We start from the raw sequence: 24,114 nt of genomic DNA on the forward strand, positions 1-24,114 counted from the left end.
GCCGGAGCGGCAGCCGGGGCCGGAGCGGCAGCCGGGGCCGGAGCGGCAGCGGCGGCACCCGGGGCACCGATCAGCGCGAGCTGGGCGCCGACCTCGGCGGTCTCGTCCTCGCCGACCAGGATCTTGACGACGACACCGGCGACCGGCGACGGGATCTCGGTGTCGACCTTGTCGGTGGAGACCTCCAGCAGCGGCTCGTCGACCTCGACCGTCTCACCCTCGGCCTTCAGCCAGCGGGTGACGGTGCCCTCGGTGACCGACTCGCCCAGGGCGGGCAGCAGCACCGGGGTGGCGTCGCCGGCCGGAGCGGCCGGAGCAGCAGCCGGCGCGGCCGGGGCGGCAGCCGGAGCAGCCGGGGGCCTCGGCGGCGGGGGCCGGAGCGGCAACCGGGGCCGGAGCGGCCTCGGCAGCCGGGGCGGCGGCAGCGGCCGGGGCGCCCGAGCCGTCGTCGATGATCGCCAGCTCGGCGCCGACCTCGACGGTCTCGTCCTCGCCGACCTTGATCGAGGAGAGGATGCCGGAAGCCGGGGCCGGGATCTCGGTGTCGACCTTGTCGGTCGACACCTCGAGCAGCGGCTCGTCGACCTCGACACGCTCACCCTCGGCCTTCAGCCAACGGGTGACAGTGCCCTCGGAAACGCTCTCGCCCAGCGCGGGCAGTGTTACTGAGACCGCCATGGTTTCAGCGACTCCTATCAAGTCTTGCGTACGGGAAGTACTGGAAACGGGGGGTGGTGGGCGCGATCAGTCGTGCGCGTGCAGCGGCTTGCCGGCCAGCGCCAGGTGCGCCTCGCCCAGGGCCTCGGACTGGGTCGGGTGGGCGTGGATGAGCTGCGCGACCTCGGCCGGCAGGGCCTCCCAGTTGTAGATCAGCTGGGCTTCGCCGACCTGCTCGCCCATGCGGGCGCCGACCATGTGGACGCCGACCACGGCGCCGTCCTTGACCTGGACGAGCTTGATCTCGCCGGCGGTCTTCAGGATCTTGCTCTTGCCGTTGCCGGCCAGGTTGTACTTCAGGGTGACGACCTTCTCCTTGCCGTACAGCTCGACGGCCTTGGCCTCGGAGATGCCGACGGAGGCGACCTCCGGGTTGGAGTAGGTCACGCGCGGGACGCCGTCGTAGTCGATCGGCACCGGCTTGAGGCCGGCCAGGCGCTCGGCGACCAGGATGCCCTCCGCGAAGCCGACGTGGGCGAGCTGCAGGGTCGGGGCGAGGTCGCCGACGGCCGAGATGGTGGGCACGTTGGTGCGCATGTACTCGTCGACCAGGACGTAGCCGCGGTCCATGGCGACGCCGTTCTCCTCGTAGCCGAGGCCGGCCGAGACCGGGCCGCGGCCGATGGCGACGAGCAGCAGGTCGGCGTCGATCTGCTTGCCGTTCTCGGTGGAGACGCGGACACCGGCCTCGGTGTACTCGACGCCCGAGAAGCGGGCCTTCAGCTCGAACTTGATGCCGCGCTTGCGGAAGGCGCGCTCCAGCAGCTTGGAGGAGTTCTCGTCCTCCAGCGGGACGAGGTGCGGCAGCGCCTCGACGATGGTGACGTCGACGCCGAAGGACTTCCAGACCGAGGCGAACTCGACGCCGATGACGCCGCCGCCCAGGATGACGGCCGACTTCGGGATCCGGTCGAGCTTGAGGGCGTGGTCGGAGGAGATCACACGGTTGCCGTCGATCTCCAGGCCCGGGATCGAGCGCGGCACCGAACCGGTGGCCAGCACGATGTGGCGGCCTTCGATGCGCTGGCCGTTCACGTCCACCGAGGTCTGCGAGGAGAGCTTGCCCTCGCCCTGGACGAAGGTCACCTTGCGGGAGGCCACCAGGCCCTGCAGGCCCTTGTACAGGCCGGCGATCACGTCGTCCTTGTACTTGTGGACGCCGTTGATGTCGATGCCCTGGAAGGTGGCCAGAACGCCGAACTCGGCGGCCTCCTTCGTCTCGTCCGCGATCTCGGCGGCGTGCAGCAGGGCCTTGGTCGGGATGCAGCCGCGGTGCAGGCAGGTGCCGCCCAGCTCACCCTTCTCGACCAGGGCGACGCTCAGACCCAGCTGAGCGGCGCGGAGCGCCGCGGCGTAACCGCCGCTTCCGCCTCCGAGAATGACTACGTCGAAAACGGTGCTGGCGTCGTTCGCCACGTCACGTCCTCCATGCAATGGGGTGGGTCGCCGGGCCGGTCGCGGTCCGGTGGGTCGGAAGCCCTTGTGGGGCGCCCAGTCGTGCCGGAAATACATCTTCGCACTTGTTCGCGGTGGCTGATGTCCGGGTCCACCCCAGGGGCGTCCCGAGGAGTGGTCACGGGGGCGGGAAGACCCCCCACGGAAGGGCATCATCGCAGCTCAATGCGGTGTTGACAGCCGCCGGACGGGCGTCTTCCGCGCGGCTCCCGTCCGCCTCTTCCGCAGTGCGGAACAAAGTTTCGCCCGTGGCGAACAGGCGTGCGGTGGGCCGCTCCTGCCTACTCGCAGGTAACCCGCGCGGGAACGCCGACGGGGGCCCGGCGCGTGGTGCGCCGGGCCCCCGTCGGGGCTTGCGGATCGGGCTTGCGGATCAGGCCTTGCCGTTGGCCGCGGTCTGCTCCGCGAAGCGGACCAGGGTGCGCACCGCGCTCGCGGTGCCGCCCTTCGGGGTGTAGCCGAACGGCGCGCTCTCGTGGAACGCCGGGCCGGCGATGTCCAGGTGCGCCCAGTCGATGCCCTCGGCGACGAACTCCTGCAGGAACAGGCCGGCCACCAGGCCGCCGCCCATCCGCTCGCCCATGTTGGCCAGGTCGGCGATGGTCGAGTCGGTCATGCCCTTCTTGAGCTCGGCCGGCAGCGGCATCGGCCAGGACTGCTCGCCGACCTCGCCCGCGAGCGCGTGCAGGTTCTCGCGCAGCTCGTCGCTGTTGGCCATCACGCCGAAGGTGCGGGTGCCCAGGGCCAGCACCATGGCGCCGGTCAGGGTCGCCACGTCGACGATGACGTCCGGGTTGTCCTCGCCGGCCTTCACGATCGCGTCGGCCAGCACCAGGCGGCCCTCGGCGTCCGTGTTCAGGACCTCGACGGTCTTGCCGCCGTACATGCGCAGCACGTCACCCGGGCGGGTGGCCGAGCCGGACGGCATGTTCTCGGCCAGCGCCAGCCAGGCGGTCACGTTGACGGCCAGGCCCAGGCGCTTGGCGGCCACCACGGCGGCGAACACGGCGGCGGCACCGGCCATGTCGCACTTCATGGTCTCGTTGTGGCCGGCCGGCTTCAGCGAGATGCCGCCCGAGTCGTAGGTGATGCCCTTGCCGACGAAGGCCAGCGAGGCCTTCGCCTTCGGGTGGGTGTAGGCCACCTTCACCAGCCGCGGCGGGTTGGCCGAGCCGTTGCCGACGCCCAGCAGACCGCCGAAGCCGCCCTTGGTCAGCGCCTTCTCGTCCAGCACCTCGACCTTGAGGCCGTGCTCCTTGCCGGCCGCCTGGGCGATCGCGGCGAAGCTCTTCGGGGTCAGGTCGTTCGGGGCGGTGTTGACCAGGTCGCGGGCGCGGTTCATCTCCTCGCCGATCGCGGCGGCCCGCTCCACGGCGGCCTTGGCGTCCTTGCTGCCCTTGCGGACGGTCAGCACGACCAGCTCGCCGACCGGCTCCTTGCCGTTGCCGTTGCCCTTGTAGGTGCCGAAGACGTACGAGCCGAGCAGGCCGCCCAGCGCGACCGCCTCGACCTCCTCCGCAGACTCGGCCGGCAGGGCCAGCGCGGCCTTCTTGACGCCGGCCAGGGCGCGAGCGGCGACACCGGCGGTGCGGCGCAGCGCCTCCAGCTCGTAACCGGCCTCGGCCGCCTCGCCGAGGCCGACCGCCAGCACGAGCGCGGCCTTCAGGCCGGCGGGGGAGGCCACCTTGACGGTCTCGCCCTCGGCGCCGGTCGCGCCCAGGGTGCCGAGGACCTCGGCCAGCTTGCCGTCGAACGCCTCGTTCACGGCCTCGGCGCCGGGGGCCAGCACGATGCCCTTGGGGCCCTTGGCGACACCGACCACCAGGGCGTCCGCGCGCAGCGAGGCGGCGGAGGAGGTGCTCACAGACAATGCAGTCACGTAATGCGTCCTGTTCTTTCGCGGTCCACGGCCGGTCGCGGCGTGACTGCCGCACCGGCGCAGCCCGCCGTCGCAGGCCGTCCGCCCGGCGGGCCCCCTGCGGTTCCGGGCCCCCTGGCGCGCGCGCCCGCCGACAGCGGCCGCGCACACCAGAGGCCCCGGCTCCTCGGTGCGCGCCGGGCGGGCAGGACCTGCCACGGTGCAGGGCTGCGGTGCTCCAGGCATGGTAGTCCGCATGGTGGGATCACGCGCCGCCCGGTGTCAGCCCAGCAACGCCAGGGCGAACAGCGTCCCCGTCGCGGCGGTCTCCGCCATCGCGCCGAGCACGTCCCCGGTGATCCCGCCGAACCGGCGCTCACACCGTCCGAGCAGCAGTCGAGCGCAGCCGACGCCGAACACAACGGCCAGCGGGAGGCGCAGGACTGACCATCCGTCGAACGATCCGCCCGCGGCCAGGGCGAGCGCCGCGAGGGCCGTCCCCGCGGCGGCCCCGACGGGCGGTACGGTGCCCGCCACCATCGCCCCGAGCCCGCCCGGGCGCGCGGCCGGCACCGACCGCAGACAGCCCCAGGCGAGCGCGCACCGGGCGGCCACCGCCGAGGCGAGCACCGCGAGCGCGCCGCGCGGCACCGAGTGTCCGAACTGCCCGGCCAGCGCGGCGACCTGCGCCAGCAGCACCAGCAGCAGGGTCAGGACACCGAACGGCCCGATGTCGGACTGCTTCATGATCCGCAGCGCGTCCTCGGCCGGCTTGCCACTGCCCAGCCCGTCGGCGACGTCCGCCAGACCGTCCAGGTGCAGGCCCCTGGTCAGCGCGGCCAGGGCCCCCACCGCCGCCACCGCCGCCAGCAGCCCGCCCGCCCGCCCGGCCACCAACGACCCGACCCCGGACGCGATCCCGCCCAGGACGACCCCGACCACCGGAGCCGCCGTCATCGCCCGGCCCCCCGCCGCCCGGTCCCACCGCTCCACCCGTACCCGCAGCACCGACAGCGTCCCGAACGCGAACCGCAGCCCCTCACCCCACGTCGCCCGCTCGCCGCCGCCGGCCATCACTCCCACTCCTTCACCACACCGAACCCCAGGACCGAGAACCCCGTGCCCCCGACCAAGCAGAACCCCGCACCCTGCACCGACCCTCGGCCCACCCTCCCCGAACAAGCGAAATCCCCGCGCCCCGGAAGGGGCGCGGGGAACTGCGCGGGGCGCAAGTCCACGGGCCGGGGCCGACCGCCCGTACCGGGCTGCCGGACCGTCCGGCCCCCGGCCGCTACAGCCTCCGCAGCAGGTCGGCCGCCGAGGGCAGCTTCGGCTGCTCCTTCGGTGCCGCCGGCACGAACGGCCGCGGCGCCTCCTCCGCGAGCGCGTCGCCCGCCGCCTGGAGCAGCGGCAGCGCGAGCACCGCGCCGACGCCCTCGCCCACGGTGATCCCCTGGTCCTGCAGGGGCGTCAGGGTCAGCCGGTCGTACGCCTTCGCCTGTGCCGGCTCGCCGCTGGACTGCCCGGCCCGCCACCACTCCGGCGCCCGGAAGGCGATCCGCTGGGCGACCAGCGCGCACGCCGAGGAGACCACGCCGTCGAGCACCACCGGCAGCCGTCGGACGGCCGCCTGCAGCAGGAACCCGGTGATGGCGGCGAAGTCCGCTCCGCCGGTCGCGCCGAGCAGCGCCAGCTGGTCGCCGAGCACCGGCCGGGCTCGCCGCAGCGAGTCCCGGATGGTGGCGCACTTGACCATCCACACCCGGTCGTCGATGCCCGAGCCGCGTCCGCAGACCGCGGCGGCGTCCGTTCCGCACAGTGCGCCGACCAGGACGGCGGCGACCGTCGTGGAGCCGACCCCGATGTCGCCGAGCAGCACCAGGTCGGTGCCTGAGTCGGCCTCCTCGTCGGCCACGGCCATGCCGGCCCGGAAGGCCCGTACGGTCTCCTCCGGGGTGAGCGCGTCCTCGATGTCGATCCGGCCGGAGCCGCGCCGGATCCGGTGGGCGACCACCTCGTCCGGGAAGTCCGCGGGGTCGGAGTCCACCGCGACGTCGACCACCCGCAGGTCCGCGCCGTAGCGCGCGGCCAGTCGGGCGACCGGCGCGCTGCCGTCGAGCACCGCCCGCACCCGGGCTGCGGTGCCGCCCTGGGCGGGCAGCCGGGAGACCCCGAGCGCGGCGACACCGTGGTCGGCGGCGAACAGCAGCACCTTGGGCGCCGAGACCGGTCGTACGGGGGATCGCCCCTGCACGGACGAGAGCCAGCTGCCCAGCTCCTCCAGCTTGCCGAGGCCGCCGCGCGGCCGCCCGGCCTCCTGCCAGCGTTCGTCGGCGGCGCGCCGGGCGCTGTCGTCGGGGCGCTCGACGAGCGAGGAGAACGTATCGAGATCCACGGTCGTGTCCATCGTTCGGAAGGCTACACGCCGCAGGTGTGCGGGCTGGGCTTGACCGTCAGAACCTGCCCCGCGACGACCAGGAGCACCCGTTCCGAGGCGTCCGCCACGGCCATGTTGAGCCGGCCCAGGGTGTCGCGGAAGCGCCGCCCGGCGGCGGTGGCGGGGACGACGCCCATGCCGACCTCGTTGCTCACCGCGACGACCGTCCGCCCGGTGGCCGCCCACGCCTGCGCCAGCGCCGCGCAGCGCCGCTGCACCGCGGCCTCGGCCCCGTTCGCCCACGCCTCGTCGTCCCAGGCACCGCAGTCGTCCATCACGGAGGTCAGCCACAGCGCCAGGCAGTCGATGAGCACCGGCGCCGGGTCGGCGGTGTCGGCGAGCACGGCCTCCAGCTCGCAGGTCTCGACGGTGCGCCAGCTCGCCGGCCGGCGGTCCCGGTGCAGCGCGATCCGCTGGGCCCACTCGGCGTCGCCGTCCCGGGTGCCGCCGGTGGCCACGTACAGGACGTCCGGCCGGTCGGCGAGCAGCTGCTCGGCGCGGGTGGACTTGCCGGAGCGCGCGCCGCCGAGCAGCAGCGTGCGGGGGAGCGGGGGGTGGGTCGCCATGGCGACCATCCTGCCGGACAGGCATACGGAAGATCGGGCGGGGGAAGCTCAGGGTGCGTCTGGCGGGAATCGCCGGACGCACCCTAGGGTGCGCAGCACACAAGGCAGCGTCAGTGCGGGAGGAGCCGGGCATGGTCTGGACGTGGCGGTACGAGAAGGCGGACGGCAGCGCGGTGACGTCGAGCCTCGGCCAGGAGGAGTTCGCCGGCCAGGGCGACGCCGAGACCTGGATCGGGGAGACCTGGAAGCAGCTCGCCGAGGAGGGCGTGGACACCGCGGTCCTGCTGGAGGACGGTGCCAAGGTCTACGCGATGAGCCTGCACGAGGGCTGAGCCCCCGGGCGCCGGGCTCCCGGTGCTACTTCGCGCCGATCACGTGCAGCAGCGCCGCGACCTGCCGGTACGGGTCGGTGCGGCCGGCCCGGTCCTCGGCTTCCAGCAGCTGTGCCAGCTGGCGCCCGTCCACCGGCGGGGCGGCGTCGTCGGGGGCGTTGTCGGTGAAGACCCGGACGCCGTACCAGCGCCGCAGCGGCACCGACACCTCGGAGAGGGTGACGGACAGGTCGGCGAGCCGGTCGGCGCGGGCGGCCAGCCCGAGCCGGTTGTAGTAGCGGTCGCTCTCGAAGGCGTGCAGGGCGGCCCGCCAGTCCCCGGTGGCGGCGGGCCGCAGCGCGAGCGCGTCGCGGTTGCGGACCAGCAGTGAGAGCAGGCCGCCGGGCGCCAGCAGCCGGGCCAGCGAGGCGATCATCGGATCCGGGTCGGGCAGGTACATCAGGACGCCGTGGCAGAGCACCACGTCGAAGCTGCGCGGGCCGAACCAGCGCCCGCACTGGTGGCCGTCGCCGCTGAGCAGTTGCATCCGGCCGCGCACCTCGGGCGGCTCCTCGGCGAGCGCCCCCTGGGCGACGCCGAGCGCGACCGGGTCGGAGTCGATCCCGGTGACGTAGTGCCCGGCCCGGGCCAGCCGCAGGGCCTGGGTGCCCTGCCCGCAGCCGATGTCGAGGACGCGCTGCGCGGTGCGTCCGGCCAGCTGTTCGGCGAGCTGCCGGGAGACGAGCTCCTGCCGGACGAAGTTGCGCAGTCCGCCGAGCCGGTCCAGCCAGGCGCCGGTGCCGCCGGCGAAGGAGCCGCTGCGGGAGGGCAGCCGGCGTTCCTGGCCGAGCCGGTCGTGACCGCCGTCGCCCTGGCCGGGGAGAGTGCCCCCCTGCCCGGGCACGGCGTAGAGGCCGGGCCCCTCCCAGGACGGCGGGGCCCAGCCGGAGTCCACCGGTTCGGCGGTCAGGGCTTCTCCCCGCGCCGCACCTGCGGCTTGGGCAGGCGCAGCCGGCGCATCTGCAGGGTGCGCATGATGCCGTAAGCGACCACACCGCGGGTGTTCTGCCCGGCGAAGCGCTCGCCCAGCTGCTTGCGCAGGCCGAAGCCGAGGCGCACGAAGTCCAGGATCACCAGGACGAAGAACAGCAGGAACAGCAGCGTGGACAGCAGCTGCAGGGTGGGCACCTTGATGATGCTCAGCACCAGGATGACCACGGCGGCCGGCAGGAAGAACTCGGCGAGCGACCAGCGGGAGTCCACGTAGTCGCGGGCGAACTTGCGCACCGGGCCCTTGTCACGGGCCGGCAGGTGGCGCTCGTCGCCGTCGATCAGCGCCTGGCGCTGCTTCTCGCGTTCGGTCCGCATCCGGTCGCGGGCCTGGCGGGAGGCCTCCTTGCGGTCCTTGGGCACCGTGACCCGGGTACGCCGGTTGGCCTCGGCCTCGCTGCGCTTGGGGGTGGGGCGGCCCTTCTTGGCCTGCGGGTGGCGGGCCTGGGGCGTCTCGTCCTGCTTCTCCAGCACGGTGGCGGAGGCAGCGGCATCATCTGAACGGCGTCGGAACACACCCCCAGCGTACGGGGTGCGGAGGGGCGACCACGGGTCCCCTCGGACCCAAACGCATATCGATCCGTCCGGCCGGGTCCCGACCCGGGGTTCCCGGCCCCTTCCCGTAGGGGATCAGTCGGATGGACTATGGGGAGGATGAGAGGCGGATCCACCCGGGGGATGAGGATCTGCCGCTGGTCGCTGTAGCAGTCTTGTTGCAGGCAGGTGCACTGCGGCGACGGGCTCGCTGCACATACACTCGTCGTGTCTGGTAACGAGATTAAGACCGCAGGCCGGAGAAGGGGGCACCCGAGGCCCATGAGCGACGGAATCATGAAGCGTATGGGGCTGATCTTCCGCTCCAAGGCGAACAAGGCCTTGGATCGGGCGGAGGATCCGCGTGAGACGCTCGACTACTCCTACCAGAAGCAGCTCGAGCTGCTGCAGAAGGTACGGCGTGGCGTCGCGGACGTCGCGACCTCGCGCAAGCGCCTGGAACTCCAGCTGACCCAGCTCCAGCAGCAGTCCGCGAAGTACGAGGACCAGGGCCGCAAGGCGCTGTCCCTCGGCCGCGAGGACCTCGCGCGCGAGGCGCTGACCCGCAAGGCCAACATGCAGTCCCAGATCAACGATCTGGAGACGCAGTACCAGCAGCTGCAGGCCGAGGAGGAGAAGCTCACCCTCGCCTCCCAGCGCCTCCAGGCCAAGGTGGACGCCTTCCGCACCAAGAAGGAGACCATCAAGGCGACCTACACCGCCGCGCAGGCGCAGACCCGCATCGCCGAGTCCTTCTCCGGCATCTCGGAGGAGATGGGCGACGTCGGCCTGGCCATCCAGCGCGCCGAGGACAAGACGGCGCAGATGCAGGCCCGGGCGGGCGCGATCGACGAGCTGCTGGCCTCCGGCGCGCTCGACGACGCCAGCGGTCTCGGCCGCAAGGACGACATCGAGGCCGAGCTGGAGCGGGTGGCCGGCGGTTCCGACGTCGAGCTGGAGCTGGCCCGGATGAAGGCCGAGCTGTCGGGTGGCCCCGCCGCCGGTCCGGCCGCGATCGAGCAGGGCAAGCCGGCCCAGCAGCCGCAGGACTCGCACTCGCAGGACACCCCGCGCATCAACTACAACAAGTGATCTCAGCTCGACCCCCACGAGGACCAGGGAGACGCACGGCATGATCATGAGGGTCATGGGTGAGGGGCAGTACGAGGTGGGCGAGGACCACCTGAACCTGCTCAACCAGCTCGACGACGAGCTGCTCACCGCGGTGGAGTCGGGCGACGAGGAGAACTTCCGCCAGGCCTACGGGAAGCTGCTGGGCGCCGTGAAGCAGTACGGCACCCTGCTGCCGGACGACTCGCTGGAGCCGTCCGAGCTGATCCTGCCGAGTGCCGACGCGAGCCTCGACGAGGTCCGGGCCCTGCTGCTCTCCGAGGGCGAGGGCGTGATCCCGGGGTTCCCCGAGTACGACTAGGCCCCGCGGCCGCTGCCAGACGAAAGGGCGGGTCCCCTCCGGTGGGAGGGGACCCGCCCTTCGTTCGCGCGGTGCGCGTCCGGCGCGCGGCGCGGACGGACTACGGCAGGGCCAGCATCCGGTCCAGCGCGGCCTTGGCGTACTTCTCGGTCTCCGGGTCGACGGTGATCACGTTCGGCACCCGGCCCTCGACCAGCGACTCCAGCGCCCAGACCAGGTGCGGCAGGTCGATCCGGTTCATGGTCGAGCAGAAGCAGACCGTGCGGTCCAGGAAGACGATCTCCTTGTCCGGGTGGGCCTTGGCCAGCCGGCGGACCAGGTTCAGCTCGGTGCCGATGGCCCACTTGGAGCCGGGCTCGGCGGCGTCCAGGGCCTTGATGATGTACTCGGTCGAGCCCACCATGTCGGCGGCGCTGACGACCTCGTGCTTGCACTCGGGGTGCACCAGGACGGTCACGCCGGGGATCCGCTCGCGGACGTCGTTGACCGAGTCCAGGCTGAACCGGCCGTGCACCGAGCAGTGGCCGCGCCAGAGGATCATCTTGGCGTCCCGCAGCTGCTCGGCGGTCAGGCCGCCGTTGGGCTTGTGCGGGTTGTAGAGGACGCAGTCGTCCAGGGAGAAGCCCATGTCCCGCACGGCGGTGTTGCGGCCGAGGTGCTGGTCGGGCAGGAAGAGCACCTTCTGGCCCTGCTCGAAGGCCCACTCCAGGGCGCGCTGGGCGTTGGAGGAGGTGCAGATGGTGCCGCCGTGCTTGCCGGTGAAGGCCTTGATGTCGGCGGAGGAGTTCATGTACGAGACCGGGACGGTCACGTCGGCTATGCCGGCGTCGGTCAGCACGTCCCAGCACTCGGCGACCTGCTCGGCGGTGGCCATGTCGGCCATCGAACAGCCGGCCGCGAGGTCGGGCAGCACGACCTGCTGCCGCTCGCTGGTGAGGATGTCCGCGGACTCGGCCATGAAGTGCACGCCGCAGAAGACGATGTACTCGGCCTCGGGGCGGGCCGCGGCGTCGCGGGCGAGCTTGAAGGAGTCGCCGGTGACGTCGGCGAACTCGATGACCTCGTCGCGCTGGTAGTGGTGGCCGAGGATGAAGACGCGGTCGCCGAGCGCGGCCTTGGCCGCCCGGGCGCGCTCGACCAGGTCCGGGTCGGAGGCCGGGGGGAGGTCACCCGGGCACTCGACGCCGCGCTCGCTGTTCGGGTCGGCCTCCCGGCCGAGCAGCAGCAGAGCGAGCGGCGTCGGAGCGGGGTCGACGCCGTAGGTCTCGGTGATGGTGGTGGTCACGGGCGGGTGCCCTTCTGTGCGGCCGAGCTAGCGGTGGGGCCTTTTCGTCTATCTGACGCTATCTATTCTAACCGCTTAGCGTCAGAGTGACGATGGCCATCCTGTCGATGTGACGAGAACCGCTCGACGAAACGGACCCCCGGTAGAGCCGGATAGGCCATCTCGGGGGTGCCGCGCGGGGCCGAATCGATGTTTCGAAGCCCCCGGGTATGGCTGAGCCCATGAAAGCAATCGCGATCAACCGCTACGGCGGCCCCGACGTGGTCGAGTACACCGACCTGCCGGACCCCAAGGTCGGGCCCGACTCCGTACTGGTGCAGGTCCGGGCGGCCGGGGTGAACCCGGTGGACTGGAAGATCCGGGACGGCGCCCTGGACGGCCTGCTGGACGCGCACTTCCCCCTGGTCATGGGCTGGGACGTGGCGGGCGTGGTCCGCGCCGTGGGCGGCGGGGTGGCGGAGTTCGCCCCCGGCGACGAGGTCTGCGGCTACGTCCGCAAGGACTCCGTCGAGCACGGCACCTACGCCGAACTGGTCTCCGCCCCGGTCCGTACCCTGGCCCGCCGCCCCACCGCGCTGGACTGGGCGCAGTCCGGCGGCCTGCCGCTGGCCGGGCTCACCGCGCTGCAGAGCCTGAACGCCCTGCGGGTCGGGGCGGGGGACACGGTGCTGGTGCACGCCGCGGCCGGCGGGGTCGGTCACCTGGCCGTCCAGATCGCCCGGGCCCGCGGTGCCCGGGTGATCGGCACGGCGGGCGAGCGCAACCACGACTACCTGCGCGGCCTCGGCGCCGAGCCGGTGACGTACGGCGAGGGCCTGGCCGAGCGGGTCCGGGCGCTCGCCCCGGACGGCGTGGACGCGGCCCTCGACCTGGTCGGCCGCGGCGCCGTCCAGGTCTCCGCGGACCTGGTGGCCGACCCGGGCCGGATCGCCTCGATCACCGACTTCGGGGTCAAGGCGCTCGGCGGCCACTACGTCTGGGTCCGCCCGGACGCGGCGGGACTGGCGGAACTCGCCGCCCTCGCCGACGACGGCCGGCTCACCGTCACCGTCGCCTCCACCTTCCCGCTGGCCCAGGCGGCCTCCGCCCAGGCCCTCAGCGCCGAGGGCCGCACGAGGGGGAAGATCGTCCTCCTGGTGGGCTGACCGCTGCCCAGCCGTCATCCGTCGGCGGTGAACTCGTTCAGGTCATCCGCCAGAATGGGTGGCGAACCGTTTCGGCAGCGGCGGTGGCAACACCGGCCGCCGGGACGCCCTCGCCCCCCGCACGACCCGTGGAGCCCCGCACCGATGAGCAGCAGCCGAGCGCACGAGGTGATCGGGGCCGACCTGGACGAGACCGACCGGCAGCTCCTCGCCCGCCTCGGCAGCGACGGCCGCGCCTCCTACGCGGAGATCGGTCTCCAGGTGAACCTCTCCGCCACCGCCGTGCGCCGCCGGATCGACCGGCTCCGGGCGCGCGGCGTGGTGCGGGGCTTCACCGTGGTGCTCGACCCGGCCGTGCTCGGCTGGCAGACCGAGGCGTTCGTCGAGGTCTACTGCCGCGAGCGCACCGCCCCCGAGGAGATCCTCGCCAGTCTGCGCCAGTTCCCCGAGGTGGTCGCAGCCTGGACGGTCACCGGCGACCCGGACGCCCTGGTCCACCTGCGGGCCGCCGACATGCGCCACCTGGAGGCCGTCATCGAGCGCATCCGGCGCGAGCCCGGCGTCCAGCGCAGCCGCTCCTCGGTGGTCCTCTCCCAGCTGATCGGCTGACCCCGCGGAAGAGGGAACGCAGGAATCCTGCGCGGACCCGTCCGAAGACGCCCGAAACCTGCCTGACCAGCCGCGTTCGGACGCGCGGCGGAGCACCGCCGCTGCCTACGCTGATCACGTCCGGTCAGCGCGGTGAGGCGTCCCGCGGACCGGATCCCCCCGACACCCACAGCCGAGAGGGACAGCAGTGTCCGCAGCACCCGACCGCATGCACCGGCCCGACAACGAACTGGTCGACCTGGTTTTCGACTACATGCGGGAGCGGCTGCAGTACGACCCCGTCCCGCTCGACCACCCCGGTGACGGCGAGCACCTGCGCACCCAGCTGTCCGGCCTGCTCAACCAGGACGGCAACGACCCGGCCGACGTGCTCAAGCTGTACGACCACGAGCTGTCCCGCGCGGTCATCTCCGCCGACAGCCCCCGCTACCTGTCCTTCATCCCGTGCGCCCCGACCAAGGCCGCGCTGCTGTTCGACATGGTCGTCTCCTGCGCCTCGCTCCAGGGCATCTCCTGGCTGGAGGCGGCCGGCGCCATCGCCGCGGAGAACCAGGTGCTGCGCCTGATCGCCGACCGGGCCGGACTGCCCGCCTCGGCCGGCGGCTGCTTCGTCTCCGGCGGCTCGGCGGGCAACCTCTCCGCCCTGGTGGTCGCCCGCGACACCGCCCGCCGCCGCCTCGGCGTCGGCCCGGAGGCCCGGCTGCGGATAGCCGTCGCCGACCAGGTGCACTCCTCGGTCAAGAACACCTTCAACATCATCGGCGTCGAGGCCTTCAAGGTCCCGACCGTGAACCGCCGGTTCACCGGCGAGGCGCTGCGCGCCGCCCTGGCCGCCGACCCCCACCCGGAGACGGTGATCGCCGTCGTCGGCACCGCCGGCACCACCAACGAGGGCATCGTCGACGACCTGGCCGGTCTGGCCGAGGTCGCCCGCGAGCGCGACCTGTGGTTCCACGTGGACGGCGCCTACGGCGGCGCGGGCCTGTTCGCCCCCTCGGTGCGCGAGCGCTACAACGGCATCGAGCACGCCGACTCCTTCGTGGTCGACCCGCACAAGTGGCTGTTCGCCCCCTTCGACTGCGCCGCGCTGATCTACCGCAACCCGCAGCTCGCCCGTGCCGTGCACACCCAGGACGCCTCCTACCTGGACGTCCTGCACACCGAGGGCGACGAGTGGAACCCCACCGACTACGCCTACCACCTGACCCGGCGCGCCCGCGGCCTGCCGCTCTGGTTCTCGCTGGCCGTCCACGGCGTCCAGGCCTACACCGACGCCATCGAGACCGGCCTCCAGCTGGCCCGGGACACCGCCCAGCTGATCCGCGACACCGAGCACCTGGAGCTGCTGTTCGACCCGCAGCTCTCCGCCGTCTGCTTCAAGCGCACCGGCTGGACCAACGACGACTACTACCGCTGGTCGCAGCAGCTGCTCGCGGACCAGATCGGCTTCGTCACCCCGACCGGCTGGGACGGCGAGACGGTCGCCCGCTTCGCCTTCCTGCACCCGGGCACGACCATGGAGATGGTCAGGGAGATCCTGGACACCATGGCCTGATCGAGGCCCCGCCGTCCGTACGGCCCCCACCGGTCCTCCGGTCGGGGGCCGTACGCGTTCTCAGCCGTAGGCGTTCTCAGCCGTACGCGCCGGCCGTCCGCGCTACAGGAACGCCCCGCTCGGCAGGTACGGGGCCGGCGGGCGCATCCCGCGCACGCCGACGAAGCCGCTGGTCTCCGGCGTCAGCCCGACCTCCAGCCCGACGTCCAGCGCCCACTCCTGCTCGGCGGTCAGGTACTCCACCCGCGCCTCGGCCCCGTCCGGCACCCGGGCCAGCGCCTCGCGCAGCAGCCGGGCCCCGATCCGCTTGCTGGTCGCCGCCAGCAGCCGCACCGTGCCGCCGTCCCGGTAGCAGTAGCCGCTGCCGGCCAGCGCGTCGGCGACCAGGAGCTCCTCGAAGTGCCCGAGCATCAGCTCGTGGTCGGGCCCGTGCGCGGACCCGCGCAACCGGCGGTCCACCGAGTCCAGCAGGTGCAGGTGGCGGGCGTTGCCCGGGTGCACCGGGATGTCGCCCGGGTCGGTCAGCCCCTCCCGGTCGACCCGGCCGGTCAGCCGCATCGCCGGGTGCAGGGTGAACCCGGCCAGCCGGTAGCGGCGGGCCGCCGCCGGGGAGTCGCCGGCGCAGACCATCCCGCGCAGGCAGCCCCGGGCGTGGGCCAGAGCCCGCTCGAACAGCAGTCGTCCGATCCCCTGGCCCTGTGCGGACGGGCGGACCGCGAACAGCGAGGGCGTCCACAGGCCCTCGCGGCGCATCGACAGCACCACCCCGACCGCCTGCCCGCCGCTCTCCGCCAGCCAGCAGCCGCCGGGATCGGTGCGCGCCAGGTGCCTGGTCCTGGCCAGCTGCAGCGGCGTCGGCGTCGGCGCCGGCGGCCGCGCGGGGTCGTCGGACGGTGCGGCGAACGCGGCGAGGGACAGCTCCGAGACGAGCTCCGCGTCCGCTGCGGTGTCCCTGACCTGGCGAAGGATCATGCCGACCATCCTGGCGTCCGGGGCGCGGCCGCGGGGCCCGTTCACCCGGATCCATGACGTGCGCGGTGACCCGTCCTCCCCGGTTGTGCGAGCATGGGAAGCGTATGGGGACACGGGTGGCACACCCGGCCCACGGAAGATCCGCCGTCGAACAGGCCGAGAATTCCATCGCCGTCCGGGAATCGAAACCGGGCGGCCGTTGGTTGGCACTGGCGGCAGACCGTCGTCAAAGACCGGGAGAAAGCAGATGACCGTCCAGGACGAGACCACCGTCGAGAGTGGCATCCTCCTCACCGATGCCGCCGCGGCAAAGGTCAAGGCCCTGCTGGAGCAGGAAGGCCGCGAGGACCTCGCGCTGCGCGTCGCCGTCCAGCCCGGTGGCTGCTCCGGCCTGCGTTACCAGCTGTTCTTCGACGAGCGCTCGCTCGACGGCGACGTGGTGAAGGACTTCGGCGGCGTCAAGGTCGTCACCGACCGCATGAGCGCCCCTTACCTGGGCGGCGCCACCGTCGACTTCGTCGACACCATCGAGAAGCAGGGCTTCACGATCGACAACCCGAACGCCACCGGTTCCTGCGCCTGCGGCGACTCCTTCAGCTAAGCCCTCGAAGGCCCACTGAGCGAGCAGCGGTGAGGCGGCCCCCGGGACTCCCCGGGGGCCGCCTCTCGCGTTCCAGCGGTAACTAGCGCGCCGCGCCGTCCGGGGTCACCGGGTCCAGGCCCGCGTGCGGGTCGCCCTCCAGCGGCACCTCCTGGCCGCTCGTCCGGTCCACCACCGTCCGCCCGGCCAGCGGCGAGCGCAGGTCGACGGAGACGGCCTGCCGCTTGGCCATCGCGGTGCAGACGTGTCCGGGCTGGACGGTCGGCGGCCCGGGCACGACCGTGACGCCCACCTGGCCCTGCTGCGACTCGTCCGCCTTCACCGCGTACGTGGTGCAGACCCCGCCGAAGAAGTAGACGGTCAGCTTGTTGCTGCCGTCCAACCGGTAGCTGACCGGCGGCCGCACATTGGGGTTGGCCGTCCCGGTACCGGCCGGATTCGGCTCACCGGGCGCGATCCCGTTGGCCGGGGGAGTGGCCGCCGCAGAGGGCCGCCCGGGAGCGGGCTCGGCCGGGGTCGGGGACCAGCCCGTCGGCGGCTGACCCGACGGGCTCGCCGTCGCGGCCCCCCCGGACGGCGAACCGGAGGCCGTCGGGGCCGGCGAGGAGGTGCCCGCCGGGGCCGAGGAGCTCGCGGAGGCCGACGCGGTGCCCGCCGCCGAGTCCCCGGAACCCTTGCCGCCCCCGTTGCAGCCGGCCAGGGTCACCACCGCCGCCAGTGCGGCGACCGCCAGGGCAACCACCCGCCGACCGCGGCGGGGCATCGTCTCCAGATCCATCTGCACATCCTCCCGAGGGCTCAGCGGCGCCGTCCCGGCCGTTCCGCGCGGATGTGACGTGCCCCGGTCGGATCCGGTTCCCGGCCGCACCCTCACATGCCGTACTCGGCCATCCCGGCAACCAGTCGCTGCGCCCCGGACGGGACCCGGACGCCGACCGACGCGGGCGCGGCCGGCTCCGGCCCGGCCGCCACCTGGGGCCAGAACCGGAGCAGCCGCCGGGAGGAGCTGACCAGCGCCTCGAGGGTCTCGCCGTCCGCGTCGGCCCGGAGGGCGGTCAGCTGGGAGTGCTTGGACATCATCGGGCATCGCTCCGATCCAGAGCCGTGGCGCACCGCCACGGTCGCCGACGGGCCCCGCCCGGTCCGACGGGACCCCTGCGGCCGACCCTAGGCCCGGCTCCGGGGGCCCACCAGTGCTACCCGGAGGTAGTACACGTTCGAGGGGCCGGGGTGCCACCCTGGCCGTGGGACCGGTGCGGCAGCTTTCCGGACTCTTGCTGGCGGGCCGTCCCGGACGGGTACCGTGGGTGGGTTCGTCCGTGCCCGCTGGCCCTGTTGCCATCTTGAGGAGACCCCGTGCGTATCGCCGTCGCCGGCTCGATCGCCACCGACCACCTGATGACGTTCCCCGGTCGGTTCGCCGACCAGCTCGTAGCCGAGCAGCTGCACACCGTGTCGCTGTCGTTCCTGGTCGACGCCCTGGACATCCGCCGCGGCGGGGTCGCCCCGAACATCGCCTTCGGCATGGGCGTCCTAGGGCTCCGGCCGGTCCTGGTGGGTGCCGCCGGCGCGGACTTCGCCGAGTACCGCAGCTGGCTGGAGCGCAACAACGTGGACTGCGAGTCCGTCCACATCTCCGAGACCCGGCACACCGCCCGCTTCATGTGCACCACGGACCAGGACCACAACCAGATCGCCTCGTTCTACACGGGCGCCATGGCCGAGGCCCGCAACATCGAGCTCAAGCCGATCGCCGACCGCGTCGGCGGCCTCGACCTCGTCCTGGTCGGCGCCGACGACCCCCAGGGCATGGTCCGCCACACCCAGGAGTGCCGCACCCGCGGCTACGCCTTCGCCGCCGACCCGTCCCAGCAGCTGGCCCGCCTGGACGGCGACGACATCCGCGAGCTGGTGGACGGGGCCTCGTACCTGTTCACCAACGAGTACGAGGCGGCGCTGATCGAGACCAAGACCGGCTGGGACGCCGACGAGCTGCTCACCCGCGTCGGCACCCGGGTCACCACCCTGGGCAGCAAGGGCGTCCGGATCGAGCGCAAGGGCGAGGCCCCGATCCTGGTCGGCTGCCCGGTCGAGGACGCCAAGGTCGACCCGACCGGCGTCGGCGACGCCTTCCGGGCCGGCTTCCTGGCCGGTCTGTCCTGGGAGCTCGAACTGGAGCGCGCCGCCCAGCTCGGCTGCATGCTCGCCACCCTGGTGATCGAGACCGTCGGCACCCAGGAGTACGAGCTGCGCCCGACCGCCTTCCTGAAGCGCTTCGAAGCCGCCTACGGCGCCGAGGCCGCCGCGGAGATCCGCGCGCACCTGGCCAAGTAGTCCTCCGCGCGGTCCGCTCCGATCAGGAGCGGCGCAGCACGAGGTAGGCCGAGCCCCGGTCGCCGCCGTAGTCGGCGGCCGGGGCCTCGCCCGCATACTCCTGCCCGCGCATCCCGCACCAGGCCGGGACGTCCAGCCGGGCCGCCTCGTCGTCCGACAGCACGGCGATCGTGCCGCCCACCGGCACCTCCCCGATCCGCTTCGCCAGCTCGATCACCGGCAGCGGACACCGCTTGCCCAAGGCGTCGACAACTGTGACTCCCCCGCTCGCCTCCGGGCGCTCCGACCCGGCGCCGACGCTCTTCGCTCCGGCACTCCCTCCTGCGTCGGTCGCTTGTCGCTCATCACTTTCGGCACCGGCGCGCCCTTCGGCTCGGGGCGTGGCGGCGACTCCCCCGCTCGCCTCCGGGCGCTCCGACCCGGCGCCGACGCTCTTCGCTCCGGCACTCCCTCCTGCGTCGGTCGCTTGTCGCTCATCACTTTCGGCACCGGCGCGCCCTTCGGCTCGGGGCGTGGTTTCCGCGGCGCCGACGGGCGCCGGAAGGTCCAGCCCGAGGGGTGCCCGGACGCCGGCCACCAGGTCCGGGAGGACGGCGAGGAAGCGCTCCACGTCCGCCTCGGCCGTCCCGTACGGCAGTGAGACCCGGACGTTGCCCTCGGTGAGGACCCCCATCGCGGCCAGCACATGGCTCGGCGTCAGGGTGGAGGAGGTGCAGGAGGAGCCGGAGGAGACCGCGAAGCCCGCCCGGTCCAGCTCGGTGAGCAGCACCTCGCCGTCCACGTACAGGCAGGAGAAGGTGACGATGTGCGGCAGCCGCCGCACCGGGTCGCCGACCACCTCCACCTCGGGCACCAACTGCGGCACCCGGCCGCGGATCCGCTCCACCAGCGCGTGCAGCCGGGCGTTCTCCCGTTCGGCCTCGGCCCGTACGGCGCGCAGCGAGGCGGCCGCGGCCACGATCGCCGGAACGTTGACGTAGCCGGGCACCCGCCCGCCCTCGCGCTCGTCGGCCGGCAGCGGGGAGGCGTACCGGACGCCCTTGCGCACGGCGAGGACGCCGACGCCGGGCGGGCCGCCCCACTTGTGCGCGCTCGCGGTCAGCAGCGACCAGCCCGTCGGGACGTCCACCCGTCCGGCGCTCTGGGCGGCGTCCACCAGCAGCGGCACCCCGGCCCCGGCGCAGAGCGCGGCGACCTCGCCGACCGGCTGGACGGTCCCCACCTCGTGGTTGGCGCTCTGCAGTGCGGCCAGTGCGGTGTCGGTGCGCAGCAGGGCGCCGAAGGCCGCCGGGTCGACCCGGCCGGCGCGGTCGACGGGGGCGACCGAGACCTCGCCGCCGCCCGCCTCGTGGCGTTCGGCGACGTGCAGCACGCTGGAGTGCTCCACCGCGGAGTGCACCAGGTGCGCGCCGCGCCGCCGGTTGCCGGCGAGGGCGCCCAGCAGGCCGAGCTGGACGGCCTGTGTCCCGCTGGCGGTGAAGGAGATCTCGTCGGCCCGCGCGCCCAGGACGGCGGCGACCGTCTCGCGGGCGGCGTCCAGCAGCATCCGGGCCTGCCGGCCGGAGCGGTACAGCCGGGCCGGATCGGCCCAGCCCTCGTCCAGGGCGGCGGTCAGGGCCTGCCGCGCGACGGGGTGCAGGGGGGCCGTCGAAGCCACGTCGAAATACACGGTCACATTTAACGGCACGCATCCGCCGACACACCCGGGAGCGCGCTGCTCCGGCCGGATTGCTCACCGGCCGTCAGTCGATCACCCGGAATGTCCGCTTCGTCCGGTACCGACGGGCCGTCACCCACGTTGTTCGAGGTCATCCCCCGATCGGGCGTATGGACCTCGAATGCCTGCGATGACCTGCGACGCAGCCCCTGCCGGGCCTGATCGGGCGACCGGGCGGCGCGTTACCGGGGGCTGCCCGTCAGGAGCGCATAAGGCTGGAGTAGGGTTTGGCCCGCATAAGCATTCAAACCGTGCCCGTGGACGGGTCGCCGGAGGGGCTCACACTCCCCTCCCGGTGCGACGCGAAGGCGGGCGAGACTTCGGGAAGGCGCTACGTGAGTCCCAACGGCTCCGACCGCTCGCCGCGGCGCACGATGCGGCGGAAGCTGCCTCAGGCGCTGGCACTGGGCCTCGTCATCGCGACCGCCACCGGCTGCTCGGCCAACGACCTCCCCAGGCTTGGCCTCCCGAGCCCCGTCACCAAGGAAGGACCCATGGTCCTTCAGATGTGGCAGGGCTCCTGGATCGCGGCGCTGGTGGTCGGCGTACTGATGTGGGGTCTGATCATCTGGAGCGTGATCTTCCACCGGCGCAAGCGCACCGGCGTGGAGATCCCCCCGCAGACCCGGTACAACGTGCCCATCGAGGCGCTCTACACCGCGGTCCCCATCATCATCGTCTCGGTCCTCTTCTACTTCGTCGCCCGCGACGAGGCGAAGCTGACGCAGGTCTCCGCGAAGCCGCAGCACTACGTCAACGTGGTCGGCTTCCAGTGGAGCTGGGCGTTCAACTACGAGAACACCGAGACCCCCGACCCGGCCAACAAGGACGCCGCGTACGACGTCGGTACGCCGAAGGACGCTCCGACGCTCTGGCTGCCGGTCAACGAGACGGTGCAGTTCCGGCTCACCTCTCGTGACGTCATCCACGACTTCTGGCCCGTCAACTTCATGATGAAGATGGACGTCGTGCCGGGCGTGGTGAACAAGTTCGAGGTCACCCCGACCGTCAAGGGCGAGTACAGGGGCAAGTGCGCCGAGCTCTGCGGCGTCGACCACTCGCGCATGCTGTTCAACGTCAAGGTCGTCGATCGCGCCGACTACGACAAGCACCTGGCAGACCTTCGTGCCAAGGGCCAGAACGGCGCGGTGCCCTCCGGCGTCATCACCATGGGAAGTGAAGCGAAGTGACCATCCTCAACGAGCCCGCCGCGGCCGGCGGGGGCGCCGAGGCCGTCACGGTCGGGGCGCAGCGGACCCGGAAGCCGGGTTCGACCATCATCAAGTGGCTGACCACCACTGACCACAAGACGATCGGCACCCTGTACCTGGGCACGTCGTTCGCCTTCTTCCTGATCGGTGGCATCCTCGCCCTGGTCATGCGTGCCGAGCTGGCTCGTCCCGGGACCCAGATCCTGTCGAACGAGCAGTTCAACCAGGCGTTCACGATGCACGGCACGATCATGCTGCTGATGTTCGCGACGCCGCTGTTCGCGGGCTTCGCGAACTGGATCATGCCGCTGCAGATCGGCTCCCCGGACGTGGCCTTCCCGCGTCTGAACATGTTCGCGTACTGGCTGTACCTCTTCGGTTCGAGCATCGCGGTCTGCGGCTTCCTGACCCCGAACGGCGCCGCCGACTTCGGCTGGTTCGCCTACTCCCCGCTGTCGGACGCGGTGCACTCGCCCGGCGTCGGCGGCGACATGTGGATCATGGGTCTGGCCTTCTCCGGCTTCGGCACGATCCTCGGTGCGGTCAACTTCATCACCACGATCATCTGCATGCGCGCCCCGGGCATGACGATGTTCCGGATGTCGATCTTCGTCTGGAACGTCCTGCTGACCTCGGTGCTGGTCCTGCTGGCCTTCCCGGTGCTGGCCGCCGCGCTGTTCGCCCTGGAGGCGGACCGCAAGTTCGGGGCACACGTCTTCGATCCCGCCAACGGCGGGGCGATGCTGTGGCAGCACCTGTTCTGGTTCTTCGGCCACCCCGAGGTGTACATCATCGCGCTGCCGTTCTTCGGCATCGTGTCGGAGATCATCCCGGTCTTCAGCCGCAAGCCGATGTTCGGTTACTCCGGTCTGATCGCGGCCACCATCGCGATCGCCGGTCTGTCCGTGACGGTGTGGGCGCACCACATGTACGTCACCGGACAGGTGCTGCTGCCGTTCTTCTCCTTCATGACCTTCCTGATCGCGGTCCCGACCGGTGTGAAGTTCTTCAACTGGGTCGGCACCATGTGGAAGGGCTCGCTGAGCTTCGAGACGCCGATGCTCTGGACGGTCGGCTTCCTGGTCACCTTCCTCTTCGGTGGTCTGACGGGTGTCCTGCTGGCCTCGCCGCCGATCGACTTCCACGTCTCGGACTCGTACTTCGTCGTCGCGCACTTCCACTACGTGGTCTTCGGCACCGTCGTGTTCGCGATGTTCGCCGGCTTCCACTTCTGGTGGCCGAAGATGACCGGCAAGATGCTGGACGAGCGCCTCGGCAAGATCACCTTCTGGACGCTGTTCTTCGGCTTCCACACCACCTTCCTGGTGCAGCACTGGCTCGGCGCGGAGGGCATGCCCCGCCGTTACGCCGACTACCTGGCCTCGGACGGCTTCACCACCCTGAACACCGTCTCGACCATCGGCTCCTTCGTGCTCGGCCTGTCGATCCTGCCGTTCCTCTACAACGTCTGGAAGACCGCCAAGTACGGCGAGAAGGTCGCCGTGGACGACCCGTGGGGCTTCGGCCGCTCCCTGGAGTGGGCGACCTCCTGCCCGCCGCCGCGGCACAACTTCCTCACCCTGCCCCGGATCCGCTCCGAATCCCCGGCCTTCGACCTCCACCACCCGGAGATCGCCGCGCTGGACTACCTGGAGAACCACGGCGAGCCGGCCAAGCACCTCGCCGGTGTGACCCCGGCGAAGTACGACGCCCCGAAGCTGGGCAAGGGCAAGCAGGAGGGTGACGCCTGATGAAGGAACAGGGAAAGATCTTCCTTGGCCTGTCGGTCTTCGTGCTGGCGATGGCCATCACGTACGGCCTGTGGACCAACAACGCGGGCGGCCCGGGCCTGGAGGCCGCCGGTACCACCGCGCTGTTCCTCGCCTTCGGTCTGTGTGCCTTCATCGGGTACTACCTCGCCTTCACCGCCCGCCGGGTGGACAGCGGCGCGGGTGACAACCCCGAGGCCGAGGTCGCGGACGACGCCGGCGAGCTGGGCTTCTTCGCCCCGCACAGCTGGCAGCCGCTCTCGCTGGCGCTCGGTGGCGCGCTCGCCTTCCTGGGCGTGATCTTCGGCTGGTGGCTGATGTTCTGGGCCGCCCCGATCATCCTGATCGGCATCTTCGGATGGGTCTTCGAGTTCTACCGGGGCGAGAACCAGAACCAGTAGGTTCCCGCTTCCGACCACAGGGCCGGTCCTCCCGCACGGGGGGACCGGCCCTGCTGCGTCTCCGGGGTGACGACCTCACTCACCCGGGTCAACGGAGGGTCGCTCCGATGTCGCTCGATCCGGGCTGTTCCTACGATCTGATCAATCGTTCGAAT

22 protein-coding genes and 2 pseudogenes are annotated in these 24,114 nt (G+C 72.3%); 11 read left to right on the plus strand and 13 right to left on the minus strand.

What is annotated here, in order from left to right; genetic code table 11:
- From HS99_RS23965 to cobU, 6 genes and pseudogenes are all read right to left on the minus strand, one after another.
- Positions 1-678, minus strand: a pseudogene (locus tag HS99_RS23965) (biotin/lipoyl-containing protein); the annotation flags it as partial.
- A 66-nt stretch (positions 679-744) separates the two neighbouring features.
- Positions 745-2,133, minus strand: coding sequence for a dihydrolipoyl dehydrogenase (lpdA, locus tag HS99_RS23970; protein ID WP_030282716.1), 1,389 nt, complete (start codon positions 2,131-2,133; stop codon positions 745-747).
- Positions 2,134-2,545: 412 nt separating this feature from the next.
- Entirely contained in the window at positions 2,546-4,051 is a 1,506-nt protein-coding gene (locus tag HS99_RS23975; RefSeq protein ID WP_030282717.1) for a leucyl aminopeptidase, read from the minus strand.
- Between the two features lie 261 nt (positions 4,052-4,312).
- Positions 4,313-5,104: an adenosylcobinamide-GDP ribazoletransferase gene (locus HS99_RS23980; RefSeq protein ID WP_030549984.1), complete on the minus strand. Its 792-nt coding sequence runs from the start codon at positions 5,102-5,104 to the stop codon at positions 4,313-4,315.
- Between the two features lie 217 nt (positions 5,105-5,321).
- Positions 5,322-6,437, minus strand: coding sequence for a nicotinate-nucleotide--dimethylbenzimidazole phosphoribosyltransferase (locus HS99_RS23985; protein WP_030282724.1), 1,116 nt, complete (start codon positions 6,435-6,437; stop codon positions 5,322-5,324).
- 11 nt (positions 6,438-6,448) lie between these two features.
- A pseudogene (cobU, locus tag HS99_RS23990) lies at positions 6,449-7,021 on the minus strand (bifunctional adenosylcobinamide kinase/adenosylcobinamide-phosphate guanylyltransferase); the annotation flags it as partial.
- A 143-nt stretch (positions 7,022-7,164) separates the two neighbouring features.
- On the opposite strand from cobU, the gene HS99_RS23995 reads away from it, so the two are divergent.
- Positions 7,165-7,365 (plus strand): hypothetical protein, encoded by a 201-nt coding sequence (locus HS99_RS23995; RefSeq protein WP_030282729.1) that lies wholly within the window; start codon positions 7,165-7,167, stop codon positions 7,363-7,365.
- 25 nt (positions 7,366-7,390) lie between these two features.
- Here the strand turns inward: HS99_RS23995 and HS99_RS24000 are convergent, their stop codons facing one another.
- Positions 7,391-8,131 carry a class I SAM-dependent methyltransferase gene (locus tag HS99_RS24000; RefSeq protein ID WP_094742835.1) on the minus strand — a complete coding sequence of 247 codons (741 nt, stop codon included), beginning with the start codon at positions 8,129-8,131 and terminating at the stop codon, positions 7,391-7,393.
- A 179-nt stretch (positions 8,132-8,310) separates the two neighbouring features.
- Positions 8,311-8,910 (minus strand): DUF3043 domain-containing protein, encoded by a 600-nt coding sequence (locus tag HS99_RS24005; protein WP_030282734.1) that lies wholly within the window; start codon positions 8,908-8,910, stop codon positions 8,311-8,313.
- Positions 8,911-9,225: 315 nt separating this feature from the next.
- On the opposite strand from HS99_RS24005, the gene HS99_RS24010 reads away from it, so the two are divergent.
- Together HS99_RS24010 and pspAA are read left to right on the plus strand one after the other, a co-directional pair.
- Positions 9,226-10,020, plus strand: coding sequence for a PspA/IM30 family protein (locus tag HS99_RS24010; protein ID WP_370863292.1), 795 nt, complete (start codon positions 9,226-9,228; stop codon positions 10,018-10,020).
- A gap of 40 nt (positions 10,021-10,060) precedes the next feature.
- Complete coding sequence (gene pspAA / locus HS99_RS24015) at positions 10,061-10,360, plus strand: PspA-associated protein PspAA (RefSeq protein ID WP_030282737.1); 300 nt, start codon at positions 10,061-10,063, stop codon at positions 10,358-10,360.
- Positions 10,361-10,460: 100 nt separating this feature from the next.
- On the opposite strand, the gene nadA is transcribed toward pspAA, so the two are convergent.
- Positions 10,461-11,645 (minus strand): quinolinate synthase NadA, encoded by a 1,185-nt coding sequence (gene nadA / locus HS99_RS24020; protein ID WP_030549986.1) that lies wholly within the window; start codon positions 11,643-11,645, stop codon positions 10,461-10,463.
- Positions 11,646-11,866: 221 nt separating this feature from the next.
- On the opposite strand from nadA, the gene HS99_RS24025 reads away from it, so the two are divergent.
- The 3 genes from HS99_RS24025 (at position 11,867) to HS99_RS24035 (ending at position 14,954) form a co-directional block, all read left to right on the plus strand.
- A complete protein-coding gene (locus tag HS99_RS24025; protein ID WP_030549988.1) occupies positions 11,867-12,790 on the plus strand; it encodes an NADP-dependent oxidoreductase in 924 nt (307 codons plus the stop codon).
- A gap of 144 nt (positions 12,791-12,934) precedes the next feature.
- Positions 12,935-13,399: an Lrp/AsnC family transcriptional regulator gene (locus tag HS99_RS24030; protein WP_046386417.1), complete on the plus strand. Its 465-nt coding sequence runs from the start codon at positions 12,935-12,937 to the stop codon at positions 13,397-13,399.
- 187 nt (positions 13,400-13,586) lie between these two features.
- The gene (locus tag HS99_RS24035) at positions 13,587-14,954 is read left to right on the plus strand and encodes a pyridoxal phosphate-dependent decarboxylase family protein (protein WP_094742831.1); all 1,368 of its coding nucleotides are present in this window, start codon (positions 13,587-13,589) and stop codon (positions 14,952-14,954) included.
- A gap of 102 nt (positions 14,955-15,056) precedes the next feature.
- Here the strand turns inward: HS99_RS24035 and HS99_RS24040 are convergent, their stop codons facing one another.
- On the minus strand, positions 15,057-15,926 hold the full coding sequence (locus tag HS99_RS24040) for a GNAT family N-acetyltransferase (RefSeq protein ID WP_030549990.1): 870 nt from the start codon (positions 15,924-15,926) through the stop codon (positions 15,057-15,059).
- 247 nt (positions 15,927-16,173) lie between these two features.
- Here HS99_RS24040 and erpA point away from each other — a divergent pair, with 247 nt between their 5' ends.
- Complete coding sequence (gene erpA / locus HS99_RS24045) at positions 16,174-16,527, plus strand: iron-sulfur cluster insertion protein ErpA (RefSeq protein ID WP_030282750.1); 354 nt, start codon at positions 16,174-16,176, stop codon at positions 16,525-16,527.
- Positions 16,528-16,609: 82 nt separating this feature from the next.
- Here the strand turns inward: erpA and HS99_RS42715 are convergent, their stop codons facing one another.
- A complete protein-coding gene (locus HS99_RS42715; protein ID WP_037829102.1) occupies positions 16,610-17,305 on the minus strand; it encodes a hypothetical protein in 696 nt (231 codons plus the stop codon).
- Positions 17,306-17,397: 92 nt separating this feature from the next.
- Complete coding sequence (locus HS99_RS24055; protein WP_143174805.1) at positions 17,398-17,604, minus strand: hypothetical protein; 207 nt, start codon at positions 17,602-17,604, stop codon at positions 17,398-17,400.
- A 279-nt stretch (positions 17,605-17,883) separates the two neighbouring features.
- On the opposite strand from HS99_RS24055, the gene HS99_RS24060 reads away from it, so the two are divergent.
- The gene (locus HS99_RS24060) at positions 17,884-18,861 is read left to right on the plus strand and encodes a carbohydrate kinase family protein (RefSeq protein ID WP_030282754.1); all 978 of its coding nucleotides are present in this window, start codon (positions 17,884-17,886) and stop codon (positions 18,859-18,861) included.
- A gap of 22 nt (positions 18,862-18,883) precedes the next feature.
- On the opposite strand, the gene HS99_RS24065 is transcribed toward HS99_RS24060, so the two are convergent.
- Positions 18,884-20,518 carry a cysteine desulfurase/sulfurtransferase TusA family protein gene (locus HS99_RS24065; RefSeq protein WP_232543035.1) on the minus strand — a complete coding sequence of 545 codons (1,635 nt, stop codon included), beginning with the start codon at positions 20,516-20,518 and terminating at the stop codon, positions 18,884-18,886.
- A gap of 395 nt (positions 20,519-20,913) precedes the next feature.
- Here HS99_RS24065 and ctaC point away from each other — a divergent pair, with 395 nt between their 5' ends.
- From ctaC to HS99_RS24080, 3 genes are read left to right on the plus strand one after another with little or no spacing between them, the layout of a single operon-like run.
- Positions 20,914-21,768, plus strand: coding sequence for an aa3-type cytochrome oxidase subunit II (ctaC, locus tag HS99_RS24070; protein WP_030282757.1), 855 nt, complete (start codon positions 20,914-20,916; stop codon positions 21,766-21,768).
- Positions 21,765-23,540 (plus strand): aa3-type cytochrome oxidase subunit I, encoded by a 1,776-nt coding sequence (ctaD, locus tag HS99_RS24075; protein ID WP_030282758.1) that lies wholly within the window; start codon positions 21,765-21,767, stop codon positions 23,538-23,540. Before ctaC ends, ctaD begins: the two co-directional genes overlap by 4 nt.
- Positions 23,540-23,959, plus strand: coding sequence for a cytochrome c oxidase subunit 4 (locus HS99_RS24080; protein ID WP_030282759.1), 420 nt, complete (start codon positions 23,540-23,542; stop codon positions 23,957-23,959). Before ctaD ends, HS99_RS24080 begins: the two co-directional genes overlap by 1 nt.
- The last annotated feature ends 155 nt before the right edge of the window (positions 23,960-24,114 follow it).

This window comes from Kitasatospora aureofaciens (assembly GCF_001188955.3).
Lineage (GTDB): Bacteria > Actinomycetota > Actinomycetes > Streptomycetales > Streptomycetaceae > Kitasatospora > Kitasatospora aureofaciens.

What these genes read in the sequence shown, in the direction of transcription:
- HS99_RS24055 (WP_143174805.1), bottom strand. Translation starts at nt 17,604, where the DNA reads ATGTCCAAGCACTCCCAGCTGACCGCCCTCCGGGCCGACGCGGACGGC.
- HS99_RS23980 (WP_030549984.1), bottom strand. Translation starts at nt 5,104, where the DNA reads ATGGCCGGCGGCGGCGAGCGGGCGACGTGGGGTGAGGGGCTGCGGTTC.
- pspAA (WP_030282737.1), top strand. Translation starts at nt 10,061, where the DNA reads ATGATCATGAGGGTCATGGGTGAGGGGCAGTACGAGGTGGGCGAGGAC.
- HS99_RS42715 (WP_037829102.1), bottom strand. Translation starts at nt 17,305, where the DNA reads ATGGATCTGGAGACGATGCCCCGCCGCGGTCGGCGGGTGGTTGCCCTG.
- HS99_RS24010 (WP_370863292.1), top strand. Translation starts at nt 9,226, where the DNA reads ATGAAGCGTATGGGGCTGATCTTCCGCTCCAAGGCGAACAAGGCCTTG.
- HS99_RS24080 (WP_030282759.1), top strand. Translation starts at nt 23,540, where the DNA reads ATGAAGGAACAGGGAAAGATCTTCCTTGGCCTGTCGGTCTTCGTGCTG.
- erpA (WP_030282750.1), top strand. Translation starts at nt 16,174, where the DNA reads ATGACCGTCCAGGACGAGACCACCGTCGAGAGTGGCATCCTCCTCACC.
- HS99_RS23995 (WP_030282729.1), top strand. Translation starts at nt 7,165, where the DNA reads ATGGTCTGGACGTGGCGGTACGAGAAGGCGGACGGCAGCGCGGTGACG.
- HS99_RS24025 (WP_030549988.1), top strand. Translation starts at nt 11,867, where the DNA reads ATGAAAGCAATCGCGATCAACCGCTACGGCGGCCCCGACGTGGTCGAG.
- HS99_RS23985 (WP_030282724.1), bottom strand. Translation starts at nt 6,437, where the DNA reads ATGGACACGACCGTGGATCTCGATACGTTCTCCTCGCTCGTCGAGCGC.
- HS99_RS24040 (WP_030549990.1), bottom strand. Translation starts at nt 15,926, where the DNA reads ATGATCCTTCGCCAGGTCAGGGACACCGCAGCGGACGCGGAGCTCGTC.
- HS99_RS24030 (WP_046386417.1), top strand. Translation starts at nt 12,935, where the DNA reads ATGAGCAGCAGCCGAGCGCACGAGGTGATCGGGGCCGACCTGGACGAG.